At 54.6% G+C, this 22,117-nt stretch carries 20 protein-coding genes; 4 read left to right on the top strand and 16 right to left on the bottom strand.

Going from position 1 to position 22,117, the window contains the following annotated elements; genetic code table 11:
- Positions 1-14: 14 nt before the first annotated feature.
- From ACT9TW_RS10090 to phoB, 8 genes are all read right to left on the bottom strand, one after another.
- Positions 15-560 (bottom strand): antibiotic biosynthesis monooxygenase, encoded by a 546-nt coding sequence (locus tag ACT9TW_RS10090; protein ID WP_182059804.1) that lies wholly within the window; start codon positions 558-560, stop codon positions 15-17.
- Positions 561-608: 48 nt separating this feature from the next.
- The gene (locus ACT9TW_RS10085) at positions 609-1,250 is read right to left on the bottom strand and encodes a hydrolase (RefSeq protein ID WP_014069092.1); all 642 of its coding nucleotides are present in this window, start codon (positions 1,248-1,250) and stop codon (positions 609-611) included.
- 201 nt (positions 1,251-1,451) lie between these two features.
- Positions 1,452-3,269: a maltodextrin glucosidase gene (gene malZ / locus ACT9TW_RS10080; protein WP_446492276.1), complete on the bottom strand. Its 1,818-nt coding sequence runs from the start codon at positions 3,267-3,269 to the stop codon at positions 1,452-1,454.
- Between the two features lie 568 nt (positions 3,270-3,837).
- Positions 3,838-4,980, bottom strand: coding sequence for an IS481 family transposase (locus ACT9TW_RS10075; RefSeq protein WP_446492699.1), 1,143 nt, complete (start codon positions 4,978-4,980; stop codon positions 3,838-3,840).
- A gap of 169 nt (positions 4,981-5,149) precedes the next feature.
- The gene (gene proY, locus ACT9TW_RS10070; RefSeq protein ID WP_446492275.1) at positions 5,150-6,523 is read right to left on the bottom strand and encodes a proline-specific permease ProY; all 1,374 of its coding nucleotides are present in this window, start codon (positions 6,521-6,523) and stop codon (positions 5,150-5,152) included.
- 81 nt (positions 6,524-6,604) lie between these two features.
- Positions 6,605-7,924 (bottom strand): branched-chain amino acid transporter carrier protein BrnQ, encoded by a 1,320-nt coding sequence (gene brnQ / locus ACT9TW_RS10065; RefSeq protein ID WP_182059799.1) that lies wholly within the window; start codon positions 7,922-7,924, stop codon positions 6,605-6,607.
- 409 nt (positions 7,925-8,333) lie between these two features.
- Entirely contained in the window at positions 8,334-9,629 is a 1,296-nt protein-coding gene (phoR, locus tag ACT9TW_RS10060; RefSeq protein ID WP_446492274.1) for a phosphate regulon sensor histidine kinase PhoR, read from the bottom strand.
- A gap of 21 nt (positions 9,630-9,650) precedes the next feature.
- A complete protein-coding gene (phoB, locus tag ACT9TW_RS10055) occupies positions 9,651-10,340 on the bottom strand; it encodes a phosphate response regulator transcription factor PhoB (RefSeq protein ID WP_003859122.1) in 690 nt (229 codons plus the stop codon).
- 187 nt (positions 10,341-10,527) lie between these two features.
- Between phoB and sbcD the strand changes: the two genes are divergently transcribed.
- Positions 10,528-11,733 carry an exonuclease subunit SbcD gene (gene sbcD / locus ACT9TW_RS10050; protein WP_446492273.1) on the top strand — a complete coding sequence of 402 codons (1,206 nt, stop codon included), beginning with the start codon at positions 10,528-10,530 and terminating at the stop codon, positions 11,731-11,733.
- Positions 11,730-14,861, top strand: a complete 3,132-nt coding sequence (gene sbcC / locus ACT9TW_RS10045) for an exonuclease subunit SbcC (RefSeq protein WP_446492272.1) — start codon at positions 11,730-11,732, stop codon at positions 14,859-14,861. The genes sbcD and sbcC overlap by 4 nt, the downstream gene beginning before the upstream one ends.
- A gap of 102 nt (positions 14,862-14,963) precedes the next feature.
- Here the strand turns inward: sbcC and mak are convergent, their stop codons facing one another.
- Positions 14,964-15,869, bottom strand: coding sequence for a fructokinase (gene mak / locus ACT9TW_RS10040; RefSeq protein WP_182059794.1), 906 nt, complete (start codon positions 15,867-15,869; stop codon positions 14,964-14,966).
- Between the two features lie 123 nt (positions 15,870-15,992).
- Here mak and rdgC point away from each other — a divergent pair, with 123 nt between their 5' ends.
- The gene (gene rdgC, locus ACT9TW_RS10035) at positions 15,993-16,907 is read left to right on the top strand and encodes a recombination-associated protein RdgC (RefSeq protein ID WP_446492271.1); all 915 of its coding nucleotides are present in this window, start codon (positions 15,993-15,995) and stop codon (positions 16,905-16,907) included.
- Between the two features lie 49 nt (positions 16,908-16,956).
- On the opposite strand, the gene ppnP is transcribed toward rdgC, so the two are convergent.
- The 5 genes from ppnP to ACT9TW_RS10010 form a co-directional block, all read right to left on the bottom strand.
- Positions 16,957-17,244 carry a pyrimidine/purine nucleoside phosphorylase gene (gene ppnP, locus ACT9TW_RS10030; protein WP_006176849.1) on the bottom strand — a complete coding sequence of 96 codons (288 nt, stop codon included), beginning with the start codon at positions 17,242-17,244 and terminating at the stop codon, positions 16,957-16,959.
- Between the two features lie 71 nt (positions 17,245-17,315).
- On the bottom strand, positions 17,316-17,993 hold the full coding sequence (locus ACT9TW_RS10025) for an AroM family protein (RefSeq protein ID WP_446492270.1): 678 nt from the start codon (positions 17,991-17,993) through the stop codon (positions 17,316-17,318).
- Between the two features lie 237 nt (positions 17,994-18,230).
- Complete coding sequence (locus ACT9TW_RS10020; protein ID WP_182059791.1) at positions 18,231-18,422, bottom strand: YaiA family protein; 192 nt, start codon at positions 18,420-18,422, stop codon at positions 18,231-18,233.
- Positions 18,423-18,468: 46 nt separating this feature from the next.
- On the bottom strand, positions 18,469-18,993 hold the full coding sequence (gene aroL / locus ACT9TW_RS10015; protein ID WP_182059790.1) for a shikimate kinase AroL: 525 nt from the start codon (positions 18,991-18,993) through the stop codon (positions 18,469-18,471).
- 144 nt (positions 18,994-19,137) lie between these two features.
- Positions 19,138-19,596, bottom strand: coding sequence for a YaiI/YqxD family protein (locus ACT9TW_RS10010; RefSeq protein WP_182059789.1), 459 nt, complete (start codon positions 19,594-19,596; stop codon positions 19,138-19,140).
- Between the two features lie 110 nt (positions 19,597-19,706).
- Here ACT9TW_RS10010 and proC point away from each other — a divergent pair, with 110 nt between their 5' ends.
- Complete coding sequence (gene proC, locus ACT9TW_RS10005; RefSeq protein ID WP_446492702.1) at positions 19,707-20,516, top strand: pyrroline-5-carboxylate reductase; 810 nt, start codon at positions 19,707-19,709, stop codon at positions 20,514-20,516.
- 16 nt (positions 20,517-20,532) lie between these two features.
- On the opposite strand, the gene adrA is transcribed toward proC, so the two are convergent.
- Positions 20,533-21,636, bottom strand: a complete 1,104-nt coding sequence (adrA, locus tag ACT9TW_RS10000) for a diguanylate cyclase AdrA (protein ID WP_446492269.1) — start codon at positions 21,634-21,636, stop codon at positions 20,533-20,535.
- Positions 21,637-21,739: 103 nt separating this feature from the next.
- On the bottom strand, positions 21,740-22,060 hold the full coding sequence (gene psiF, locus ACT9TW_RS09995) for a phosphate starvation-inducible protein PsiF (protein ID WP_182059787.1): 321 nt from the start codon (positions 22,058-22,060) through the stop codon (positions 21,740-21,742).
- Positions 22,061-22,117: the final 57 nt, after the last annotated feature.

Raw genomic sequence — 22,117 nt, 5'->3', positions numbered from 1 at the left:
TCCTTTGAACCGGATCAGGCTTTTTTCAGCCATCCGGCAAACAGACGGGTCACGATGGGCATCCACAGCCAGACCACCAGCGCGACCACACAGGCATCGTTAATCAAATGCAGCAGTAAAGTGCCTTTCAGGCCAGGAAGCAGCGCGCCAGTCACCAGCGGCACCACATTGGTACTGGGGAAGATAACCAGCAGGGTGATGAGAAACTGTTTCCACTGCTTTGGCTTACGCACATTTGTCTCTGGCGGAGTGAACCAGAATGCCGCCTCGGTGCGCACTTCCGTTTTATCGCCTTCCGCCAGCAGTGGCTCAATCTCTTTCACCAGCACATTACGGGTATCGGACTGCGTCCAGGCATAAAGGTGCTCAATGGTGTCGAAGCGGATAATCACCGTCCACAGGCTCTGTCCTTCGGACGGGCGGATGACGTTAGCCCCCAGATGTCCGGGAAATTCAGCCGCGATGGGCATGATTTTGCCAAGCCACTGTTCGTATCGCCCGGCTTGCCCAGGCAGTAACGTATGGGTGATCACCAGCGTCACATGTGATGTTTGCGCCATAAAAGTTCCCTGGTCATTGATGGGCGGGAGAACCCCGCCCTGAAAGGATTACGCTTTGCGCTCTGGCGCACCGTGAACGAGGGTATAGGCATAATCAACGCCCATGCCGTAAGCCCCGCTATGCTCACGCACCAGATCCATCACCGCGTCATAAGTGCCTTTACGTGACCAGTCGCGCTGGTACTCAAGCAACACCTGCTGCCAGGTCACAGGCACTGCGCCTGCCTGCACCATACGGTCGATAGCACGTTCGTGTGCATCAACAGAGGTCCCGCCGGAGGTATCTGTTACTACATACACTTCGAAGCCTTCATCCAGCGCCATCAGCGCCGGGAAGGTCAGGCACACTTCTGTCCACAGGGCAGAAATGATGAGTTTTTTGCGGCCTGTGGCTTTAACTGCCGCAACAAACGCGTCATCTTCCCAGGAGTTCATCGAGGTACGTTCAATGGGTTTTACATCAGGATGGACGGCCAGCAATTCAGGCCAGATATAACCGCTGAAGCTCTTTGTTTCTACAGACGTATAGATAACCGGTACATCAAAAATTTTGCCTGCTTTCGCCAGAGCAACCGTATTATTTTTCAATAACTGACGGTCAATATTTGCCACGCCAAAGGACATCTGCGGCTGGTGATCGATAAAAATCAGTGCGGAATTGGACGGGTCAATCAGTTCACGAATAGACATAAAAGTACCTTTTAATCAATTAGTTAAAAGCAAACGATTTTGTGTGCTAAATGAGAAAGGGCCCTGTCTGATAAAGCAATTTGAGTATAGCGAGAATTGATTTAGACGATATTAAAGAAATTTGTCCGCTCTGTTTAATTTAACAGAACGACTTTGGGGAATATTCTGCAACCGGCGTAATACACCGGTTGCAAAAGGGGATTAATTACCAAACCAAATGCAGGCTGAAATCGCAGGCAGAGACAAAACCCCTTCTTGCAGGTCGCCTTTACCCTCTTTCAGTTGCCATGCCTTCACCCTGAGCAGTGGGGAATCATCCAGCACCACTTCACAGGCTTCACCCCGGTTAATGGCCACCAGCACGCGCTGCTGGTTATAGACCCGGGCAAACACCACGACGTTATCATGCGCGTAGACCACCTGGCAGCCGCCGTAGCGTAAAGCCTGGTTCTGTTTACGCAGTTTCGCCATACGCTGATACAGGCTGAACAGCGACGCGTCCTGTTTTGCCGGATCCCACGGGAAGGTTTTGCGACAGAACGGATCGTTGTTGCCGTCCAGTCCCACTTCATCACCGTAGTAAATACACGGGATCCCAGGCCAGGTGAAGAGCCAGGTCACCGCCAGCGGCAGACGCGCCACGTCTTTGCCCAGCAGCGACTTGAAACGTGCTGTGTCGTGGCTATCCAGCTGGTTGAACATCCGCAGCTGCTGCTGGTGAGACAGACTGGCGCGGTAGTTGTCCATCCACGCCATGCAGGTTTCGGCGTCGATAAGTTGCGGATCGTAAGAAATATCGGTATTGGCAAGGAATCCCCACAGCGGGAAAGTAAAGCCGCGATAGTTCATCGCCGCGTCTTCGGCATCGGCATGAAGCCACTGACGCGCATCACCAAAATGCTCACCAAAGACAAACGCCTCCGGCTGGGCGACTTTTGCTGAACGGGTGATCCCGGCAACGTGCTCAATATTGTTACGTGCCCCACCCGCTTCACCCAGCATATGCACCACGTCCAGACGCCAGCCGTCCATGTTCCACGGAGCCTTTAACCAGTGGCGCACAATGCTGTCATCACCACCGTAGATCTCGTTCACAAGCACTGGCGACTGAAAATCGAGCTTAGGCAGGCTGGCATAGCCCAACCAGTCCAAAGCCCGTCCTTCATCACTAAAGCTGTACCAGTCACGCTGGGGTGAATCCGGGTTATGACACGCACCGCCCATGGACTGATTGTGACGATCAAACCAGGCGTGGGAATCCCCACTGTGGTTGAACACGCCGTCCAGAATCAGGCGCATTCCTTCTTTTTTCGTGTTTTCCCGCAGACGCAGCAGCGCGGCATCACCGCCAAACTGCTCATCAACGTGGCGATAATCTTCGGTATCGTATTTGTGAACGCTTGGCGCTTTAAAGACCGGGTTAAGGTACAGCGCCGTGACGCCCAGTTTTTTCAGATACGGGAGCTTTTCGCTGATCCCGTCCAGATCACCACCGTAAAATGTCGATCCCCCTGCCTGCGCTGTAAGCGGCTCATCCCACTCTTTAAAGATAATGTCGTGACCTGTGGCGTGGTGGTAATAGACCTTATCCTGCTGCGGCGTGCGCTTCTGGCTGCGGGCAAAGCGGTCAGGGAAGATTTGATAAAAGACCTGATCGTTGACCCACTGCGGGCCATGGTCCGGGTAATCGACGGCGAATTGCTCCAGCCGCGCAGGTGGAAAACGGCTAAAGCCTTGCGGGGTAAACCACAGCTGACGGTTATTCCACAGCAGCTTAAAGCTGTAGCGACGTCGCGGCTGCCCGCTGTTGAGATCGATGTTCGCGCGCCATGCCGTCACGCCGGGTTGCGGCTGGCTGCGTTGCTTGTGCATGGTCAATGCGGTTTCTTCGTTATCCACTTCAGCGCGTAGCATCACGCGGTCGGGCTGATTTTCCCCCGCCAGCCAGAGCGTAATCACAAGGTTGTCTTTGTTTTGCTTAACAAATGGGGCAACCGGAAGGTGCCAGGCGTTCAACATCACGAATCCCCTTTGATGAAATTGACGTCACCTTGCCACAGGGTAGTTAAGGTTAGCTCATCATGATGCAGTTTATTGGGGGAGGAGGACGGGGGAGGAGGCATCAGTGCAGCCTGATGCCTTCACCCTCTCCTTTTGGGCTGAGGGTTCCCCAGTCATTTTATCTTTACTCAGCGATGACATTACGCCATTGAAATAAAAGGCTTACAGCGATTCCATGGTCCGGCTGAAAATCGCTGAGGCATTTCCTGTAGGCCGGGGCGAGGCGCATGGATGCGCCGAGAGGGCGCGACTTGCATGGACGCTGCATCGCGCCCGACCCGAAAGCCGAAAGGAATAAGCCGAAGGCACCGCGAAGCGGCGATTTTCTTGCCGGGAGCCCGGGTCGCCAGGGTAGCGGCGGTGAGCTACCCTGGCACGTTCACGGGTATTGTGGTGACAGAGTGGCAAGGAACGTAAAGTGAACGGAATGACCACCTTAGCCGTATGTTCCCCCTCACCCCAACCCTCTCCCCTGTACAGTCCGGGGACATGGTAGACAGGTGTTCGGGGACATGGTGAACACTTTTTAACATCCTTTACCCATGGTGATCGACTTTTTCTTCAGGTCGATCACCCCCACTTTTGTACTGTACCACCACACCTCGTAATACCCTTCTTCCCGTGTCTCTTTCATCCCGACGCTTTCCCCCCTGAAGGCCTTACCTGCTCTCAGACAGATACCTTTGACGCTCAGCTTCCCGCTGCTATCCACCTTCCTGACCATTACCCCTTCATCGTATTCCGGTGGCGCCATGGTGCCGCTGTACTGCCGCGCAGACGGCTGATACCGCGACCCCGGCACCATCATATCCAGGGCCTCGTGTGGCCGTTCCAGGTTATAGACGGTGCGCCAGTGGTCGAAGGCGCGCTGCACTTCACCGCTGTCTGCGAACCACTTACCCTGCAGTACTTCCGCCTTCAGGCTGCGGTGAAAACGCTCCAGCTTGCCCTGTGTCTGCGGATGATAAGGCCGTGAGTGACCCACCCGGATACCCAGGCGCATCAGCCACAGCTCCAGCGCCGTCCAGGTGCCAGTGGTGTCACCCCACGGCGAGCCGTTGTCCATTGTCATCCGCTCCGGCAGGCCGTAGCGTTCAAACACGCTGACCAGTTGCTGCTGTACGGTCTCACGCCGTTCATCGGAACAGTGTGTCAGACACAGGGAGAAACGGGAGTGGTCGTCCAGCAGGGTGAGCGGATGACAGCGGCCCCCGCCAAAGGGGAAGTGCCCCTTAAAATCCATCTGCCAGAGCCGGTTGGGTGCAGCATGTTCGAAGCGGCCCGTGGCAAGAATACCCGGTGCTGTGCCCGGCAGCAGGCCGTGACGGGCCATCAGGTTATGGACGGTGCTGAAGGCAGGCATGACGTGCCCCTGGTCTTCGAGCCAGCGCTTAATCTTGCGCGCGCCCCAGCGTTCATGGCGTTCATGCGCCATACGCAGCAGGTCAGCAATATCGTCTGATGAGCGGTTCGGAGAGTGATGAGGTATGCGGGGACGGTCCTGAAGACCGGCAGCACCTTCCTCCGCCCAGCGGTGAAGCCACTTGTAGCCGGTGGCAGGTGAAATGCCGAAATGACGGCAAAGGGAACGGATGTTCGCCCCGTCCTGCGAGGCGAACAATATAAACTCGGTACGTAATGACATGGTATCTCTCGCATCCCAGGGCATAAGCGACTCCATAAACGGGTTCTTATGCCTTAGTTGTAAGTGTCTACCATGTCCCCGAACAAGCGTTCACTATGTCCCCGGACTGTACACCCCAAAAAGGAGAGGGAGCCGTACGTGTCCGTATTTTTTCTGGGGAACCCTCAGCCTTTTGGGAGAGGGTGAAAAAGGATTACTGCGCTTGCGCCAGCTGGCGGTCGCGGCGGCATTTAAACATCCAGCCTGCCAGCAGCAGAACAATCCACGCAAAGCCCACATACAAGGAAATACGGGTATCCGGGTGATAGCCAATCAGTCCGATAATAAAGACCAGGAAAACCAGCCCAACTACGGTAGTAACCACACCACCCGGCACTTTGAATTTTAGTGCTTCCACCTCTTCCGGCGGCAGACGGCGACGGAACGCAATCTGTGACAGCAGGATCATAATCCACACCCACACGGTCGCAAAGGTCGCCAGCGATGCAATCACCAGGAAAATGTTCTCAGGCATGATGTAGTTGAGGTATACCGCAAACAGCAGCGCAATGGTCATGACCATCACCGTCACCCACGGAATACCGCGACGAGAGGTTTTCGCAAAGACTTTTGGTGCACTGCCCTGCTCTGCCATCCCGTGCAGCATACGCCCCACGCCAAACACATCGCTGTTAATGGCAGAAAGCGAGGCCGTCAGCACCACGAAGTTCAGAATACTGGCCGCAAACGTGATCCCCAGGTGCTGGAAGGTCAGAACAAACGGGCTACCATCGGTGCCCACCTGGTTCCACGGGTAAATAGACATGATGACAAACAGCGTACCCACGTAGAACACCAGAATACGCATCGGCACGGAATTGATGGCACGCGGGATGGATTTCTCCGGGTCTTTCGCTTCACCTGCGGTGATGCCGATAATCTCAATACCGCCGTACGCAAACATCACCATTTGCAAAGACATCACCATGCCGAGCCAGCCGTTGCTAAAGAAGCCGCCGTTGCTCCACAGGTTATGAATACCGGTTGGCTGACCGCCATTACCAATACCCCAGATGATGATGCCAAAACCGGCCGCAATCATGATGATAATGGTGGCAACTTTAAAGAAGGAGAACCAGAACTCCAGCTCACCAAACACCTTCACGCTCATCAGGTTAATGGCGCAGATGATCAACACCACGCTTAGTACCCAAATCCAGTGCGGTACAGCCGGGAACCAGACCCCCATGTAAATGCCGAAGGCAGTGACATCGGCAATCGCCACTATCAGGATCTCAAAACAGTATGTCCAGCCGGTGATGTAGCCTGCCAGCGGGCCTAAGTTATCTTGCGCGTAACGAGAAAAGGAACTTGCAGAAGGGTTATGCACGGACATTTCGCCCAGCGCACGCATGATGATATACGCCGCCACACCACCAATGATGTAGGCCAACAGAACGCTTGGACCGGCCATTTTGATGGCATCTGCCGAGCCATAAAAAAGACCCGTACCGATAGCTGAACCCAGCGCCATAAAGCGGATGTGGCGGGTGCTCAGTCCACGTTTGAGTTTGTTAGTGCTTTCCATTTAAATCTTGCCATTCAACACGAAAAAAACAAAAAACCACGGGGCCTTAAGCCCCGTGGTTAAACAGTTTGTTGCCGTTGATTAATGCGCGTTAGATGTAACCTGACGCCCTGCTGCACGGTCCCAGATAACGGCCAGAACCAGCGCTACAACGGTAGGCATCAGCCATGCCAGACCTTGTTCGGACAGCGGCAGACGCTGTGTCCAGGCTGGCAGCATTTCACTGAATGCTGATGCTTTGATTCCGTCAAGGATACCAAAAAGAAGGCTGATAAACATGGCCGGCGCAATAATTCGGGATGAATTATTCCACCACGGGCGAGTAAAGCTCAACACCACCAGCACAATGCACGGCGGATAAATGGCCGTCAGCACCGGAATGGAAACTTGAATCAGGTGGCTCAGCCCCAGATTCGATACCGCCATTGAGAAAATGCCCAGAATAAACACCAGCGAGCGGTAAGAGAGCGGCAGATACTGAGCAAAGAACTCAGCGCACGCGCAGGTCAGGCCAACGGCCGTCACCAGACACGCCAGGAAAATCAGCACCGCAAGCAACATGCTGCCCGCACCACCGAAGGTGTGCTGCACGTAAGCATGAAGGATAGCCGCACCGTTCGCGTTCTGTTCAACCAGCATAGCGCTATCTGAACCCAGGCGGAACAGCGCCAGATACAGCAGCGTCAGGCCCACACCGGCCATCAGGCCAGCCCAGATGGTATAGCGGGTCAGCAGACGCGCTTCGGTCACACCACGGGAACGCGCCGCGTTCACAATAACGATACCAAACACCATCGCGCCCAGCGTATCCATGGTCAGATAACCGTTCACAAAACCGTTGGAGAACGCCGCATTTTTATAGGCATCCATCGCATCGCTGATAGGGCCAGCCGGCCAGATGATAGCCGCAACGGCCAGCACGATCAGCGCCACAATTTTCATTGGCGCCAGGAAGTTCCCCACGGTATCCAGCAGCTTGCCCGGATAAAGAGAAACCAGAATGACAATCGCGAAGTACACCAGGCTGTAGATAAACAGCGGCATCGCACCGTCGCCGGTCAGCGGAGCAATCCCCACTTCAAAAGAGACCGTTGCCGTACGCGGGGTCGCAAACAGTGGGCCAACAGCCAGATAGCAGACCGTCGCCAGCAGAACGCCAGCCACTTTACCGATCGGTGTGCTGAGGCTATCAACGCCGCCGCCGACTTTCGCCAGCGCAACGATGGTCAGTACCGGTAGACCCACGGCAGTAATCAGGAAACCAAACGCAGCAGTCCAGACGTGTTCACCCGCCTGTAAGCCGACCATTGGAGGGAAAATGATGTTGCCTGCGCCAACGAACAGCGCAAATGTCATAAAGCCCAGCGCGATGATGTCACGCGATTTTAAGTGATGGGTCATAAAACCTTACTGCCTGTGGATGTGGTGTTGAAAACGTTGAGATTTTCGCCATCCCTGACGGGACAATACAGCGGAAAATTTGCTCAATTTCAGCGGGATATTCTCCCGTCCTGGCGTGGAGAAGAATAGTTTTTCGATTTACCACGCAAATACAGTCGGTCTGACAGTATCTGGGGGGCAATTTAAACGCTTATAACGTTTAAAGGCAAGGTGGGATCGTAAAACCAGAACAATATGCCATCATGAAAAAACAGACCAGCACAATACGCTATTTATAAGAAAAACCCATGGCTAATCATGCGAACAAAAAAGCATCAGGCGTATAAAATTCACTCAGGCTTTACTTGACCGCAAAGCAAACGGGCCAGCAATGGCTGGCCCGTGGAAAGGAAAAATGACACGCCTGTTGTCAGGCAATTTTTTTGGCAATTAATCGTTCCGGGATAACGAAACTGAAACGGGTTCCTTTCCCCAGCGTGCTCTGAATATCGAGACGGCTTTCATGGTGATTGACCGCATGTTTCACAATCGCCAGCCCCAGACCGCTTCCTCCGGTCTGTCGCGAGCGTGCTTTATCCACACGATAGAAGCGTTCAGTCAGGCGAGGCAGGTGTTCCGGCGAAATCCCCGGCCCGTTGTCCTCAACGCTAAACTCCGCACCTGTCGGGGTATGTTGCCAGCGCACCACAATATGCGTCCCTTCTGGCGTGTGATTTACCGCGTTATAGACCAGGTTAGAAATGGCGCTACGCAGCTCATCCTCGCTGCCCAGTACTTTCAGGCCATTATCAACCTCAAAGGTCAGTAGATGTTTTTTATGGCTCAAGGTCTGCGCTTCGCGTTCTACAACGCGCAGCATCATCGGCACGTCGATAGTGTCATTCAACGCAAGCGTCGGGGCGGCCTCTATTTTCGATAACGTCAGAAGCTGTTTCACCAGCCCTTCCATCCGGTGCGTTTGCTCACGCATGGTATGCAGCGCTTTTTCGCGTGGCGCCCCTTCCAGCGTTTGCTCCTGCATCATCTCCAGATAGCCCTGCAGCACCGTTAACGGCGTGCGCAGCTCGTGGCTGACGTTAGCAAAGAAATTACGTCGCGCCCCTTCCAACTGGTGCATCTGCGTTACGTCACGCGCAACCATTAACCACTGCTGGTCGCTGTAAGGCATCACTCGGATCTCAAGGTGACGACCATTGTTCAGTTTCAGATTATGCGGGCGGGTAAAGTCGCGTTTTTTCAGATACAGCGTAAATTCGGGGTAACGCAGAAGGTTAAGGATATTCTGGCCATTATCATCCGGCCAGCGCAGGCCAAGCAGCTGTTGCGCCAGGCCATTACACCAGAAGATAGTCCCTTCTTCGGTGGTCAGAATCACCGCATCCGGCAGAGACTCCGCGCCACTGCGAAAACGTTTGATCAGGCTACCCAGCTCACGACGGCGCTTTTTATTACGCATCTGCATCTGGTGCAGGCCGTAGAGTAACGGCTCCCAGCTTCCGCTTCCCGGCGGAGGCGTCATACTGCGGTCAACCCACAGCCACCAGGAAAGGCGCAGTAAATTCCAGAAATGCCAGATCAGCAGCCCGGTGACCGCTGCCAGTAAAAACCACGGCAAGTGTCCCACAGATGCCCCCAGAATGAGGGCCGGGATACAACAAAGAATGAGTTCAAAAACGAGCCTTTTCCATGACAGACGTTCCAGCACGCGTCACACTCCTGTCATTGTTCAGAAACGGGTCGAAAAACGATAACCCGTGCCGCGGACCGTCTGCACCATACGATCGTGGCCGCTCAGTTCCAGCGCTTTACGCAAGCGGCGAATATGGACATCAACCGTCCGGTCTTCGACATAGACGTTAGTCCCCCAGACGTTATTCAGCAACTGCTCACGGCTATAGACACGCTCAGGGTGGGTCATAAAGAAATGCAACAACTTGAATTCGGTCGGCCCCATATCGAGTGGGTTTTCGCCGGTCATCACCCGGTGTGACGTTGGATCAAGACTTAAGCCCTGCATCTCAATCACCTCTTCCACCGCCATCGGCGAAATACGGCGCATCACCGCTTTAATACGGGCGACCAGTTCTTTAGGAGAGAATGGTTTAGTGATGTAATCGTCAGCGCCTGTTTCCAGACCGCGCACACGATCTTCTTCTTCACCGCGCGCCGTGAGCATGACAACCGGAATATCGCGGGTCATCGCTTCACGTTTAATGTGTTTGATGAACTGCAATCCCGAGCCGCCAGGCAGCATCCAGTCAAGCAAAATCAAATCAGGCCAGGGTTCGTTAAGTTGATTCACCGCGCTGTCATAATCTTCAGCTTCTACCGGCTGAAAGCCATTTTGTTCGAGCACGAAGCACACCATTTCACGGATCGGAGCTTCATCTTCTACGACCAGAATACGTCTCGCCATACTTTGCCCTGTCTTATCTTATTTAAGTTACAAGTTTGTAATGCGGCGTCATTATGCGTCAGATTTATGACAGATTTATGAAAAACATTACCACTATAAATGGCAAACTGTTGTTTTATTACAGCGGTTATTTTCCGTTCTCTGAAAGTTTATAATCCTATCCTCATTTTTTTGCCACGGAACCGTTATGCGCATACTTCACACCTCGGACTGGCATCTGGGTCAAAATTTTTACAGCAAAAGCCGCGCCGCAGAACATGAAGCCTTCCTGAACTGGCTGCTGGAAACTGCTCAGTCGCATCAGGTTGATGCCATCATCGTTGCCGGGGATATTTTTGATACCGGGCAACCGCCAAGCTATGCACGCGAACTGTATAACCGTTTTGTCGTTAACTTACAGCAAACCGGCTGTCATTTGGTGATTGTTGCGGGTAACCACGACTCCGTGGCAACGCTGAATGAATCCCGCGATATTCTCGCGTTCCTCAACACGACGGTCGTCGCCAGCGCCAGGCACGCACCGCAGATCCTGAAAAAACGCGACGGGACGCCGGGTGCGGTACTGTGTCCGGTGCCTTTTTTACGTCCGAGAGATATCGTTCAGAGCCAGGCCGGGCTTTCCGGCGGTGAAAAGCAGCAGCACCTGTTGCAGAGCATAACCGACTACTACCACCAGCAGTATGAAGCAGCCTGCGCCCTTCGCGGTAAACAGGCGATTCCCGTGATTGCCACCGGGCATCTGACCACCGTTGGCGCCAGTAAAAGTGACGCTGTACGTGACATTTATATCGGCACACTCGATGCTTTCCCGGCGCAAAACTTCCCGCCTGCGGATTACATCGCTCTGGGGCATATTCACCGCGCGCAGATGATTGGCGGCAGCGAACATATTCGCTATTGCGGCTCCCCGATTTCCCTGAGTTTTGACGAGACGGGCAAAGCCAAATCCGTGCATCTGGTGACGTTTACCGCTGGCAAACTTAGCGTCGTCGATACGCTGGAGGTTCCGGTCACCCAACCGCTCGCGGTACTCAAAGGCGACCTGGCGGCCATCACCACTCAGCTTGAGCAGTGGCGCGGCGCGGCGCAAGAACCACCGGTCTGGCTGGATATCGAAATCACCACCGATGAATATCTGCATGATATGCAGCGTAAAATTCAGGCCTTAACGGAAGATTTGCCCGTCGAGGTGCTGCTGGTGCGCCGTAGCCGCGAACAGCGCGAGAAAATTCTGTTGAGCGCTCAGCGCGAAACGCTCAGCGAGCTGAAGGTCGAAGAGGTTTTTGAACGCCGGTTGGCCCAGGAAGAAATGGACGATGCAAAACGCGCCCGGCTGAACGAGCTGTTCGCCCATACGCTGCACTCACTGAATGACGAGGAAGAGAACGCATGAAAATCCTGAGCCTGCGTCTGAAAAACCTCAACTCACTCAAGGGTGAGTGGAAAATCGATTTTACCGCTGAGCCTTTTGCCAGCAACGGGCTGTTTGCTATAACCGGTGCCACCGGAGCGGGTAAAACCACGCTGCTGGATGCCATTTGCCTTGCGCTGTACCACGAAACGCCGCGCCTGCAAAAAGTCTCTCAGGCGCAAAATGACCTGATGACGCGCGATACCGCCGAGTGTCTGGCGGAAGTAGAGTTCGAAGTAAAAGGCACGGCTTACCGCGCGTTCTGGAGCCAGAACCGGGCGCGTAACCAGCCAGACGGCAACTTACAGGCCCCGCGCGTGGAGCTGGCGCGCTGTGAAGACGGTAAAATCCTTGCCGATAAAGTGACGGACAAGCTTGAACAAACCGCTGCCCTGACGGGCCTGGATTACGATCGTTTTACCCGCTCGATGCTGCTCTCTCAGGGGCAATTTGCTGCCTTTCTTAATGCGAAACCCGGCGATCGCGCCGAGCTACTCGAAGAACTCACCGGCACCGAGATCTACGGCCAGATTTCAGCGCGAGTATATGAACAACACAAAGCGGCCCGCAGCGCCCTGGAGATGTGCGAGGCCCAGGCTGCTGGCGTGGTGCTGTTGAGTGAAGAGCAGCAACAGCAGTTGCAGCAAAGTTTGCAGGTACTTACTGACGAAGAGAAAGCCCTGCTGGCGCAACAGCAGAGTCAACAGCAAACCTTTCAGTGGCTTACGCGTCATGACGAGTTGCTGCGCGAACAACAACACGCCACGGCGTTGCAGCAGCAGGCGCAGCAGGCACTGGCTGATGCCGGGCCAGAGCTGGCAAAACTTCAGCTGGCGCAGCCTGCCGCCGCGCTGCGTCCGCTCTGGGAGAGCCAGCGCGAGCAGACCACTCGCCTTGCGCAGACACAGCAGCAAATTGTTGAAGTAAATACTCGCTTACAGGCAAGAAACGCACAGCGGGCGCGAGTGCGCAACGGCGCGTTACGCACTCGCGAACAACTGCAAACTGACCTGACAACGCTCGCCCAGTGGCTTGCCGGGAACGAGCGTTTTCGCCAGTGGGGCCAGGAAATTGCCGGATGGCGTGCCCATTTCACCCAGTTGAGTCGTGATAAACATCAGCTTGTTGCACTCACCGCCCGCCTTGCGGAACTGCGTCAAAAACTGGCCGGTTTGCCGGTGAGCAGCCTGACGCTGACGACCGAAGAGGTTGCGGTGGCGATGGAGCAGCAAGCCCAGTCGCGCACCGCACGCCAGCGCCTGACAACACTCCACGCGCGCTATCAACCACTGCAAAAACGTCTGGCACAATATGGCGAAAGCGTGCAAAAAGCCCAGGCTGACCAGGCGAGACTCAACGACACCCTTGCGCTGCGCAGGCAGCAATACAAAGAAAAAAACCAGCACTATCTGGATGTCGAACAGCTTTGCAGACAAGAAGAGAAAATCAAAAGTCTGGAAGCCGAACGCGCCCAGTTACAGGCCGGGCACCCTTGCCCGCTGTGCGGTTCAACAACGCATCCGGCGGTAACGGAATATCAGGCGCTGGAACTCAGTGCCAACCAGCGTCGCCGCGACGAGCTGGCAAAAGAGGTCGCGGCGCTGAAAGAGGAAGGTTTGTTGGTTCTGGGGCAGGTTAACGCCCTGACCCAACAGATCCAGCGCGAATCCGCTGAGGTGCAAACCTTATCCCAGGAAGAGCAATCACTTACTAACGAATGGCAAGAGGTGTGCGGCACGCTGAATATTCATCTGAATATTCAGGATGATATCACCCCGTGGATGAACGAGCAGGAACACTATGAGCGCCAGCTTTATCAGCTGAGCCAGCGCCTGACGCTGCAAAACCAGCTCAACGAGCAGGAAGAGCAGCAGCGACAGTATCAGCAACAGTGGGCCGCAACCCGTCAGACGCTGGAAAATATGCTGAGCGCGCTGTCGCTGACCGCACCTGAAGAGGGTGCTGAAGCCGTCTGGCTGACCGAGCGCGAAAACGAATTATCGCGCTGGCAGGAGAATCAAACCCGGCACAGCGCTATACAGGAGCGTATTAACGCCCTGACGCCACTGCTCGATACGCTGCCGGAGACGGATACCGCAGAGGCCGAAGCCATTATCCCGGATAACTGGCGCGACATTCACAATGAGTGTGTCTCGCTGCAAAGCCAGCTTGCGACTCTCCAGCAGCAGGAAGGACTGGAAAGTGAGCGTATGCAGCAGTTGCAGGCTCAGTTTGCGGCCGCACTGGCAGCAAGTACTTTTGCCGACCAGGAGGCATTCCTGGCCGCACTTCTGGATAACGACACGCATCTTCGCCTTGAACAACTGAAACAGACGCTGGAAAACCAGAATCAGCAGGCAACAGCACTCTTTGGGCAAGCGAATCAGCAGCTGCAAGGACACCTGCAACTGCGCCCGGAAGGGGCAGACTGCGATGTCCCTGGCTTGCAGGCGCAACTGCAACAGCTGGCGCAGAGGCTGCGCGAGAATACCACTCACCAGGGTGAAATCCGCCAGCAGCTTAAGCAGGACAGCGATAACCGTCTGCATCAGCAGGCATTGATGCAGCAAATCGATGAGGCCGCGCGCCTTGCCGAAGACTGGGGTTATCTCAACGCGCTGATAGGTTCCAGCACCGGCGACAGGTTCCGTAAATTCGCCCAAGGGCTGACGCTGGATAATCTGGTCTGGCTTGCCAACCAGCAGCTTAACCGCCTGCACGGCCGCTATTTGCTCCAGCGTAAAGCGAGCGACGCGCTGGAGCTGGAAGTGGTTGATACCTGGCAGGCTGACGCGGTGCGTGACACCCGCACCCTTTCGGGTGGTGAGAGTTTCCTCGTCAGCCTGGCGCTGGCGCTGGCGCTTTCTGACCTGGTCAGTCATAAAACGCGCATTGACTCTCTGTTCCTGGATGAAGGGTTTGGCACGCTGGATAGTGAAACGCTGGATACCGCGCTGGATGCGCTGGATGCGCTGAACGCGACCGGAAAAACCATCGGTGTGATTAGCCACGTTGAGGCGATGAAAGAACGAATTCCGGTGCAGATTAAGGTGAAAAAGATTAACGGGCTTGGGTATAGCAGGCTGGATAAGGTGTTTGCGGTGGAGTGATGGTGGGGTAATTCTGTGCGGTCTGGTGCCCTCACCCTGGCCCTCTCCCACGGGGAGAGGGAACAAACATTAAAAACAGCAACACACGTTGCTGTTTTGCCTTTATTCTGGCCACAACCACGCAGCACCGCGCACACCGCTGGAATCCCCGTGCACCGCTTTGCGGATCGGGGTTTCACACTCGCCGCCGAACACCCACTGTTTCACCAGACCTGGTACCGTGGCGTACAGACGATCAACATTGCTCATCCCTCCCCCCAGGACAATCACATCGGGGTCGAGAATATTCACAACATGCGCCAGCGACTTCGCCAGCCGCATTTCGTAGCGGCTCAGGGCTAGTTCCGCCACAGGATCGTGCTCCTCAACCAGGCGCATGATCTCGTTGCCCTTCAGCGGCTGCCCACTGAGGCGATGATAGTCCTTCGCAAAACCGGTGCCGGAGATAAACGTCTCTATACACCCTTGTTTGCCACAATAGCACGGCACTTCAGCACGATATTTCAGCTCGTCTTCGTCCATCCATGGCAGAGGGTTATGCCCCCATTCGCCTGCCGTGCCGTTGCCGCCAATGTGGGAACGGCCATTAAAGGCTACCCCTGCGCCACACCCTGTTCCGATAATCACCGCAAACACCGTCTGGGCACCTGCGGCAGCCCCATCGATGGCCTCCGAAACTGCCAGACAGTTGGCATCATTCGCCAGACGCACTTCGCGGCTCAGGCGCGCGCTCAAGTCTTTATCAAAAGGCTGGCCGTTGAGCCAGGTGGAGTTAGCATTTTTCACCACGCCGGTGTACGGCGAAATCGAGCCAGGAATGCCCATTCCCACGGTACCGGTTTGCCCTGTCGCCTGCTCTGCCATCTCGACCAGACGCGCGATCGTCTCAATGGTCTGGTGATAATCATCACGTGGCGTAGGCAGACGGTGGCGGAACAGTTGCTCCCCCTGTTCGCTCAGCGCGATGACTTCGGTTTTGGTGCCGCCCAAATCAATCCCAATACGCACAAGACACTCCTCATTATTTTGATTATCAACAGAGTAGAAGCCGGTTACCCGATTAGCAATGCAAGCACTGCGACAATTCGTTATCATGCCCGCTGATTTAACGACAAGGCCGTGGAAATTATCATGCTGTGGTTCAAAAATTTGATGGTTTACCGTCTTAGCCGCGACGTTTCGCTGCGTGCTGAAGAGATGGAAAAACAGTTAGCCGCTTACACCTTCACCCCTTGCGGTAGCCAGGATATGGCAAAAACCGGTTGGGTTCCTCCGATGGGTTCACAAAGTGATGCGCTGACCCACGCCAGCAGCACGGGTCAAATCATTGTCTGCGCCCGTAAAGAAGAGAAGATCCTGCCCTCACCGGTGGTGAAGCAGGCACTCGAAGCGAAGATCTTCAAGCTGGAAGCCGAACAGGACCGCAAGCTGAAAAAAACCGAAAAAGATTCACTGAAAGACGAAGTGCTGCACTCTCTGCTACCGCGCGCTTTTAGCCGTTTTAGCCAGACGATGATGTGGATCGACACCGTAAACGGGTTGATCATGGTTGACTGCGCCAGCGCCAAAAAAGCGGAAGATACGCTGGCCCTGCTGCGTAAGAGCCTGGGCTCCCTGCCAGTGGTTCCTCTGACCATGGAAAACCCTATCGAGCTGACGCTGACCGAATGGGTGCGCAGCGGCGCGGCGCCTCAGGGGTTCCAGCTGCTTGATGAAGCAGAATTAAAAGCGATCCTCGAAGATGGCGGCGTGATCCGCGCGAAAAAACAGGATCTGGTATGCGATGAAATCGCGGTCCACATCGAAGCGGGTAAACTGGTGACCAAGCTGGCGCTTGACTGGCAGCAGCGCATTCAGTTTGTCATGTGCGATGACGGCTCTGTGAAACGTCTGAAATTCTGCGATGAACTGCGTGACCAGAACGAAGATATCGACCGGGAAGATTACGCTCAGCGTTTTGATGCTGACTTTATCCTGATGACCGGTGAACTGGCAGCGTTAATTCAGAGTCTGGTGGAAGGCCTCGGCGGAGAAGCGCAGAGGTAACAGGCCAAAAACACAGGCCGGGTAAGCGGTAGCGCCACCCGGCTTTTTTTTATTTCAGGTAGCGACACAGATAAGACGTAGGCTCAGCAACCTGCAAATGGAACTCGCTGTGGCCAGGGACGTTGAATACTTGTCCTGCGGCAAACACTTTCCACTCGGTTTCACCTGGCAGTAATACATTCAGCGCGCCGCTGACCACTGTCATCTCTTCGGCTTCAGCCGTGCCAAAGGTGTATTCCCCTTCAGCCATTACGCCCACACTGGCGCGGCCAGTGCTGCTGCTGGTAAAACCAATGGATTTCACTTTACCGGAAAAGTATTCGTTACTCTGAAGCATGAACTGGCCCTTATATTTATCGATAAAAATCCACTATAGGGGCCATGCTCATAGCCTGTCACGCAAAATCATTACGCCAGAAGCTCTGATGCCAGACGCGCCATCAGAACGTTGGATAACAGAACCGGTACATCAAGCGCTTTTTGCAAAAGATCCCGGTGATGCTGATGAAAACCGAGACAGTCCAGGATCAGCACATCCGCCCCTTCGTCGAGCAACGCCTGCCCGGATGCAATCAGTTTTGCCTCGCTATCCGTAATGGGGTTTGCCAGAGCATACAAAGGCGTTTGCGCAAGCGCGCTCCATTTCGCCTCCTGGTTTTCCAGCAGCTCCTCAATAGGGACAATCACCCCCACCTGATGACCGTCAACAATCGAGGCCACCAGCGGCGGAATAATCCGCATCGGTTCCAGCAATATGGCGTTACGCGCGACAAGCCCCTTTATCGGGGCCGTACTCATCAGTAAAATAACGTCATAACCCTGATTATCGAGCACCTCAATGACCCCTTGAAGTGAGCGCTCAATTTTCTGACGTGACACATTCGCCAGTTTACCGTCACTTAATAACGTCGGCAGGAGATCCTCTCCTTCTTCAACAGCGTAGTCTTCCATGACCTCTTCCCGACTCATCTTACCCAACAGGCTAAGATGGGTGATTTGTTGTTCAGAGACATGCTCAGTTAAGAGCGGTAATACTTCGCTTACAGGCACCACACCAATGGTGAGGATCGCCAACGTCGCCTTCATTTTGTTCGCCTTCCATTACTGCCGCAACTGCCACACAGGTACAGACTCACTTCGCTGCACAGCTCATTTTTTCAACAAAACAGCACCAAGCGTAGCAGCAGATCCTTACGCTGAAATGTAAAGATCTACTGGCCTATCTGAATCCGTCTGTAATAACTTAACTTTAACCTCTGCTTAACATTTCCATTGAGTGAAAAGTGTGATTCGGGCACGGTAATGCGCGGTTTGAGAATTTATTCAGGATTTTTCGGGATCTTCGTAGCGCTGCTTTGCATCCAGCGCTTCTTGCTCCGTCTCGTGTTCACTGATTAACGAATCTGCATAGGGATAATCGGCACGCAGTTGAAACCAGGTCACGGTATGCCCCGGATGACCTTTTTCGACGATAACAATGCGTGCGAGACGAGGATAAGGAGGTCGGTTTGGCATAGTTCATCCGTAAGTCAGGGGAGTGAACTATAAGTATAGTCGCCCGCTAACTGGCGCACGCCAGACGCAGCGCTGTCACGATAGAATGGACAACTTGCTCAGGAGATAAAGAGGCATCGACAACATGATGTGCCGCCTCGCGGTATAACGCGTCGCGTTCCGCCAGCACTTCACTCACCTCTTCGCTTATCGGTTTGCCGGTCAGGGTAGGACGCTGCCCCTCTTCCGGGAACGCCTCCAGACGCCCGACCAGGGTAGAAACCGGTGCGCAAAGATAAATCACGATCCCTTTTTCGCGCATAAACTGACGATTACATTCCGCCAGGATAATGCCGCCTCCCGTTGCAATGACCGTCGAAGGTGCCGTCACGGCTTCAAGGGTCGCGGTTTCGCGCGCGCGGAAGCTGGCCCAGCCTTCCTGCTCAACGATCTCTGCGATACTTCGTCCAGCATGAGTCTGTAACCAGTGGTCGGTATCGACAAACTGACTGTGGCATACGCGCGACAGCTCAAGACCAACGGTGGATTTCCCACAGCCACGGGGGCCAACTAAAAAGATGGGTTGGGTCATAAAAAGGTGTTCCCCTTGATGCCGGATGGCTGAAGGCTGTAAAGAAATGATTGCAGCGGATGTTGCGTTAACTTTACTGCAAAGCGGTACGTGATGACAACCCTGTGGATGCCACACTGTACCACAAATTGACAATGGTTATCATTACGCAGAGCGGCGCTTCACTTCCAGTAACCATTTATCCAGCTCAGCAGCAAACTGCTGACGGTCGCGCTGGGACAAACTGTCCGGTCCGCCGGTCTGCACGCCACTGGCTCGCAGGGTATCCATAAAATCGCGCATCGTCAGCTTTTCCCGAATGGTTGCCGGCGAGTAGCGCTCACCACGCGGATTGAGCGCCGCTGCGCCTTTTTCCAGCACTTCAGCAGCCAGCGGGATATCGGCGGTGATCACCAGGTCGCCAGCGCTGCACAGACGCACGATCTCATTATCAGCCACATCAAACCCGGCAGGCACGCGCATGGCGCGAATGAACCGGGATGGCGGCACACGAATATTCTGGTTTGCCACCAGCGTTAACGACATCTGCACGCGATCGGCGGCACGGAATAAGATCTCTTTGATCACATTCGGACAGGCGTCCGCATCAACCCAAATCGCCATATTGTCTCCTCATAATGACATTGCCGACTATTGTCCCCTGCTTTTCGTTGTTAAGCTATAACGCAACGCTATCGATCATAAACAACAACGCATAAGAACGGAGAGGCATGATGGAGAAGAAAATCGGTTTTATCGGCTGCGGCAACATGGGCAAAGCGATCCTGGGCGGTCTGATCGCCAGCGGTCAGGTGTTGCCAGGGCAGATCTGGGTCTATACCCCATCACCGGATAAAGTCGCCGCCCTGCGTGATGAGTACGGCATCAATGCCGCTGAAAGCGCGCAGGAAGTCGCCCAGGTGGCTGATATCGTCTTTGGCGCCGTTAAGCCGAACATCATGATCAAAGTCCTGAGCGAGATTACCTCCAGCCTGAATAAAGATACCCTGGTGGTGTCGATTGCCGCGGGCGTCACTCTGGACCAGCTGGCTCGTGCCCTGGGGCACGACCGCAAAATTGTCCGTGCCATGCCGAACACCCCATCGCTGGTTAACGCCGGTATGACATCTGTCACCCCGAACGCCCTGGTCACCACGGAAGATACCGCTGATGTGCTGAATATTTTCCGCTGCTTCGGTGAAGCAGAAGTGATTGCCGAGTCGATGATCCACCCGGTTGTGGGGGTAAGTGGTTCTGCGCCTGCGTATGTCTTTATGTTTATCGAAGCAATGGCAGATGCAGCCGTGCTGGGCGGGATGCCGCGCGCGCAGGCTTACAAATTTGCCGCTCAGGCAGTCATGGGCTCAGCCAAAATGGTACTCGAAACAGGGAAACATCCGGGTGAACTGAAAGATATGGTGTGCTCGCCTGGCGGCACAACGATTGAAGCTGTGCGTGTGCTCGAAGAGCGCGGGTTCCGTGCTGCCGTCATCGAAGCGATGGCAAAATGCATGGAAAAATCAGAAAAACTCAGTAAGTCCTGATATAACTTGTCGGGCGTCAGGCCGCCACTTCGGTGCGACCGCGTCCGGCATTTTTCGCTTTATACAAAGCGACATCTGCCGCTTTCAGCCATTCACGATAGTGCCCAAACTGCGGTCCCCAGGGTGCGACCCCGACGCTAATTCGCAGCCGCTCGGCAGGTGCGCCCCGTAATGATAATTTGGTCAGACGCTCATGCACCCGGGACATGGCCGCAATGGCGCTCTCAGACGTCGTACCCGACATAATCACCGCAAACTCATCACCGCCAAAACGCCCAATGTAATCACCTGCACGCAGCGTCAGTTGCAGCTGACGCGTGATAGCGATAATCGCCTCATCACCCACATCATGCCCCCAGGTGTCATTAATGTTCTTAAAGTGATCGATATCGATGAGCAGTATTGTCGCGGTGCGCTGGCTTCGACGGCAATTTTCGTATTCGTTACGCAGCAGCGTTTCCCAGTAGCGACGGTTAAACACGCCGGTCATGCCATCACGGGTACTCATCAGCTCCAGTCGTCTCTTATGTTCGGCAAGTCGGATTGCCGTGCGATGGCTTACCCAGGCAAAAAGCATGGGGTAAAGCACCAAAATGGGGAGCGTCAGCCACCACTCCAGCGGCTGAGGGGAAAAGGTGATAACAAGGCCGGTGAGTTGCAGTGTGGCAAGCGCCGTCAACACGGTCATTGCCACGCCAGCAAGGAACAAACGGCAGCCACCAGAGCCCATCATATTCATGCCTATCATCATGACCAGCGCCGCCGTGGGCAGTGCGTTCACCCCCATCAGCCCAATCCATATCCCTGCGATGATGGCATCGACCTTCAGGTTATACATTTCACGGTTGAACGGGTCAGGGGAACGGCAGGCCAGCTGCCAGGCAAGATGCGGCCAGAGAAACGCCCAGCCAACCAGCAGTAGCCACCAGCCGCCGGGAAGAGAATGCGTTACCAGAACGCCCGATATGGGGAAAAACATCGCCCCCAGACCAACCATACGCGCCAGTCTTACCCGCCGGGCAAACTGGGTGCCGGAACGGTGGGGGTCATCCTGAGAAAGGTTATGATGCCACTCTTCCCGAATGCTTTCGCTATTGTAAAAATTTTCGTCATTCATCATTTTTTGGGAATATTCTGAAACATTTTCCCAAATTATAGAGAGGGGTACTTCGGGGAAAGTATGAATTTTCGGGTGAGCCGTCACGACAACTCACCCGTTAGAACTAGGCTTTTTTCTTCAGACAACCGCTCATGAATTTATTACGATCGTCGCCCTTAAGCGATTGCTCGGTCGCCTGGACGTTGCACTCGCGCATTTTCTGCTGCTGTGGCGTCAGACTTTTTTCCTCTGGCTTTGATGCACCATTTTTGAGGCAATCGCTCATATACGTCTTACGCGCATCTCCTTTGAGGGTCTGCGCCGTGGCCTGTTGGTTACAGGTCGTCATGCGCTGCTGTTGAGGGGTTAAGGTTTTTTCTGCCGCGTTTGCTGAAGCCATCAGAAACACGCCAGAGAGCAGGGTAACCAGAAATGTTATTTTCATTGCACCATCCTTTTGTGAACATTCACTCTAAGTCTGGTTCGTGGTGGGGAAAAAACC

The organism is Enterobacter sp. C4G1 (genome assembly GCF_052886895.1).
The sequence above is the reverse complement of the archived record's forward strand: the minus strand, read 5'-3'. Positions and strand labels throughout refer to the sequence as shown.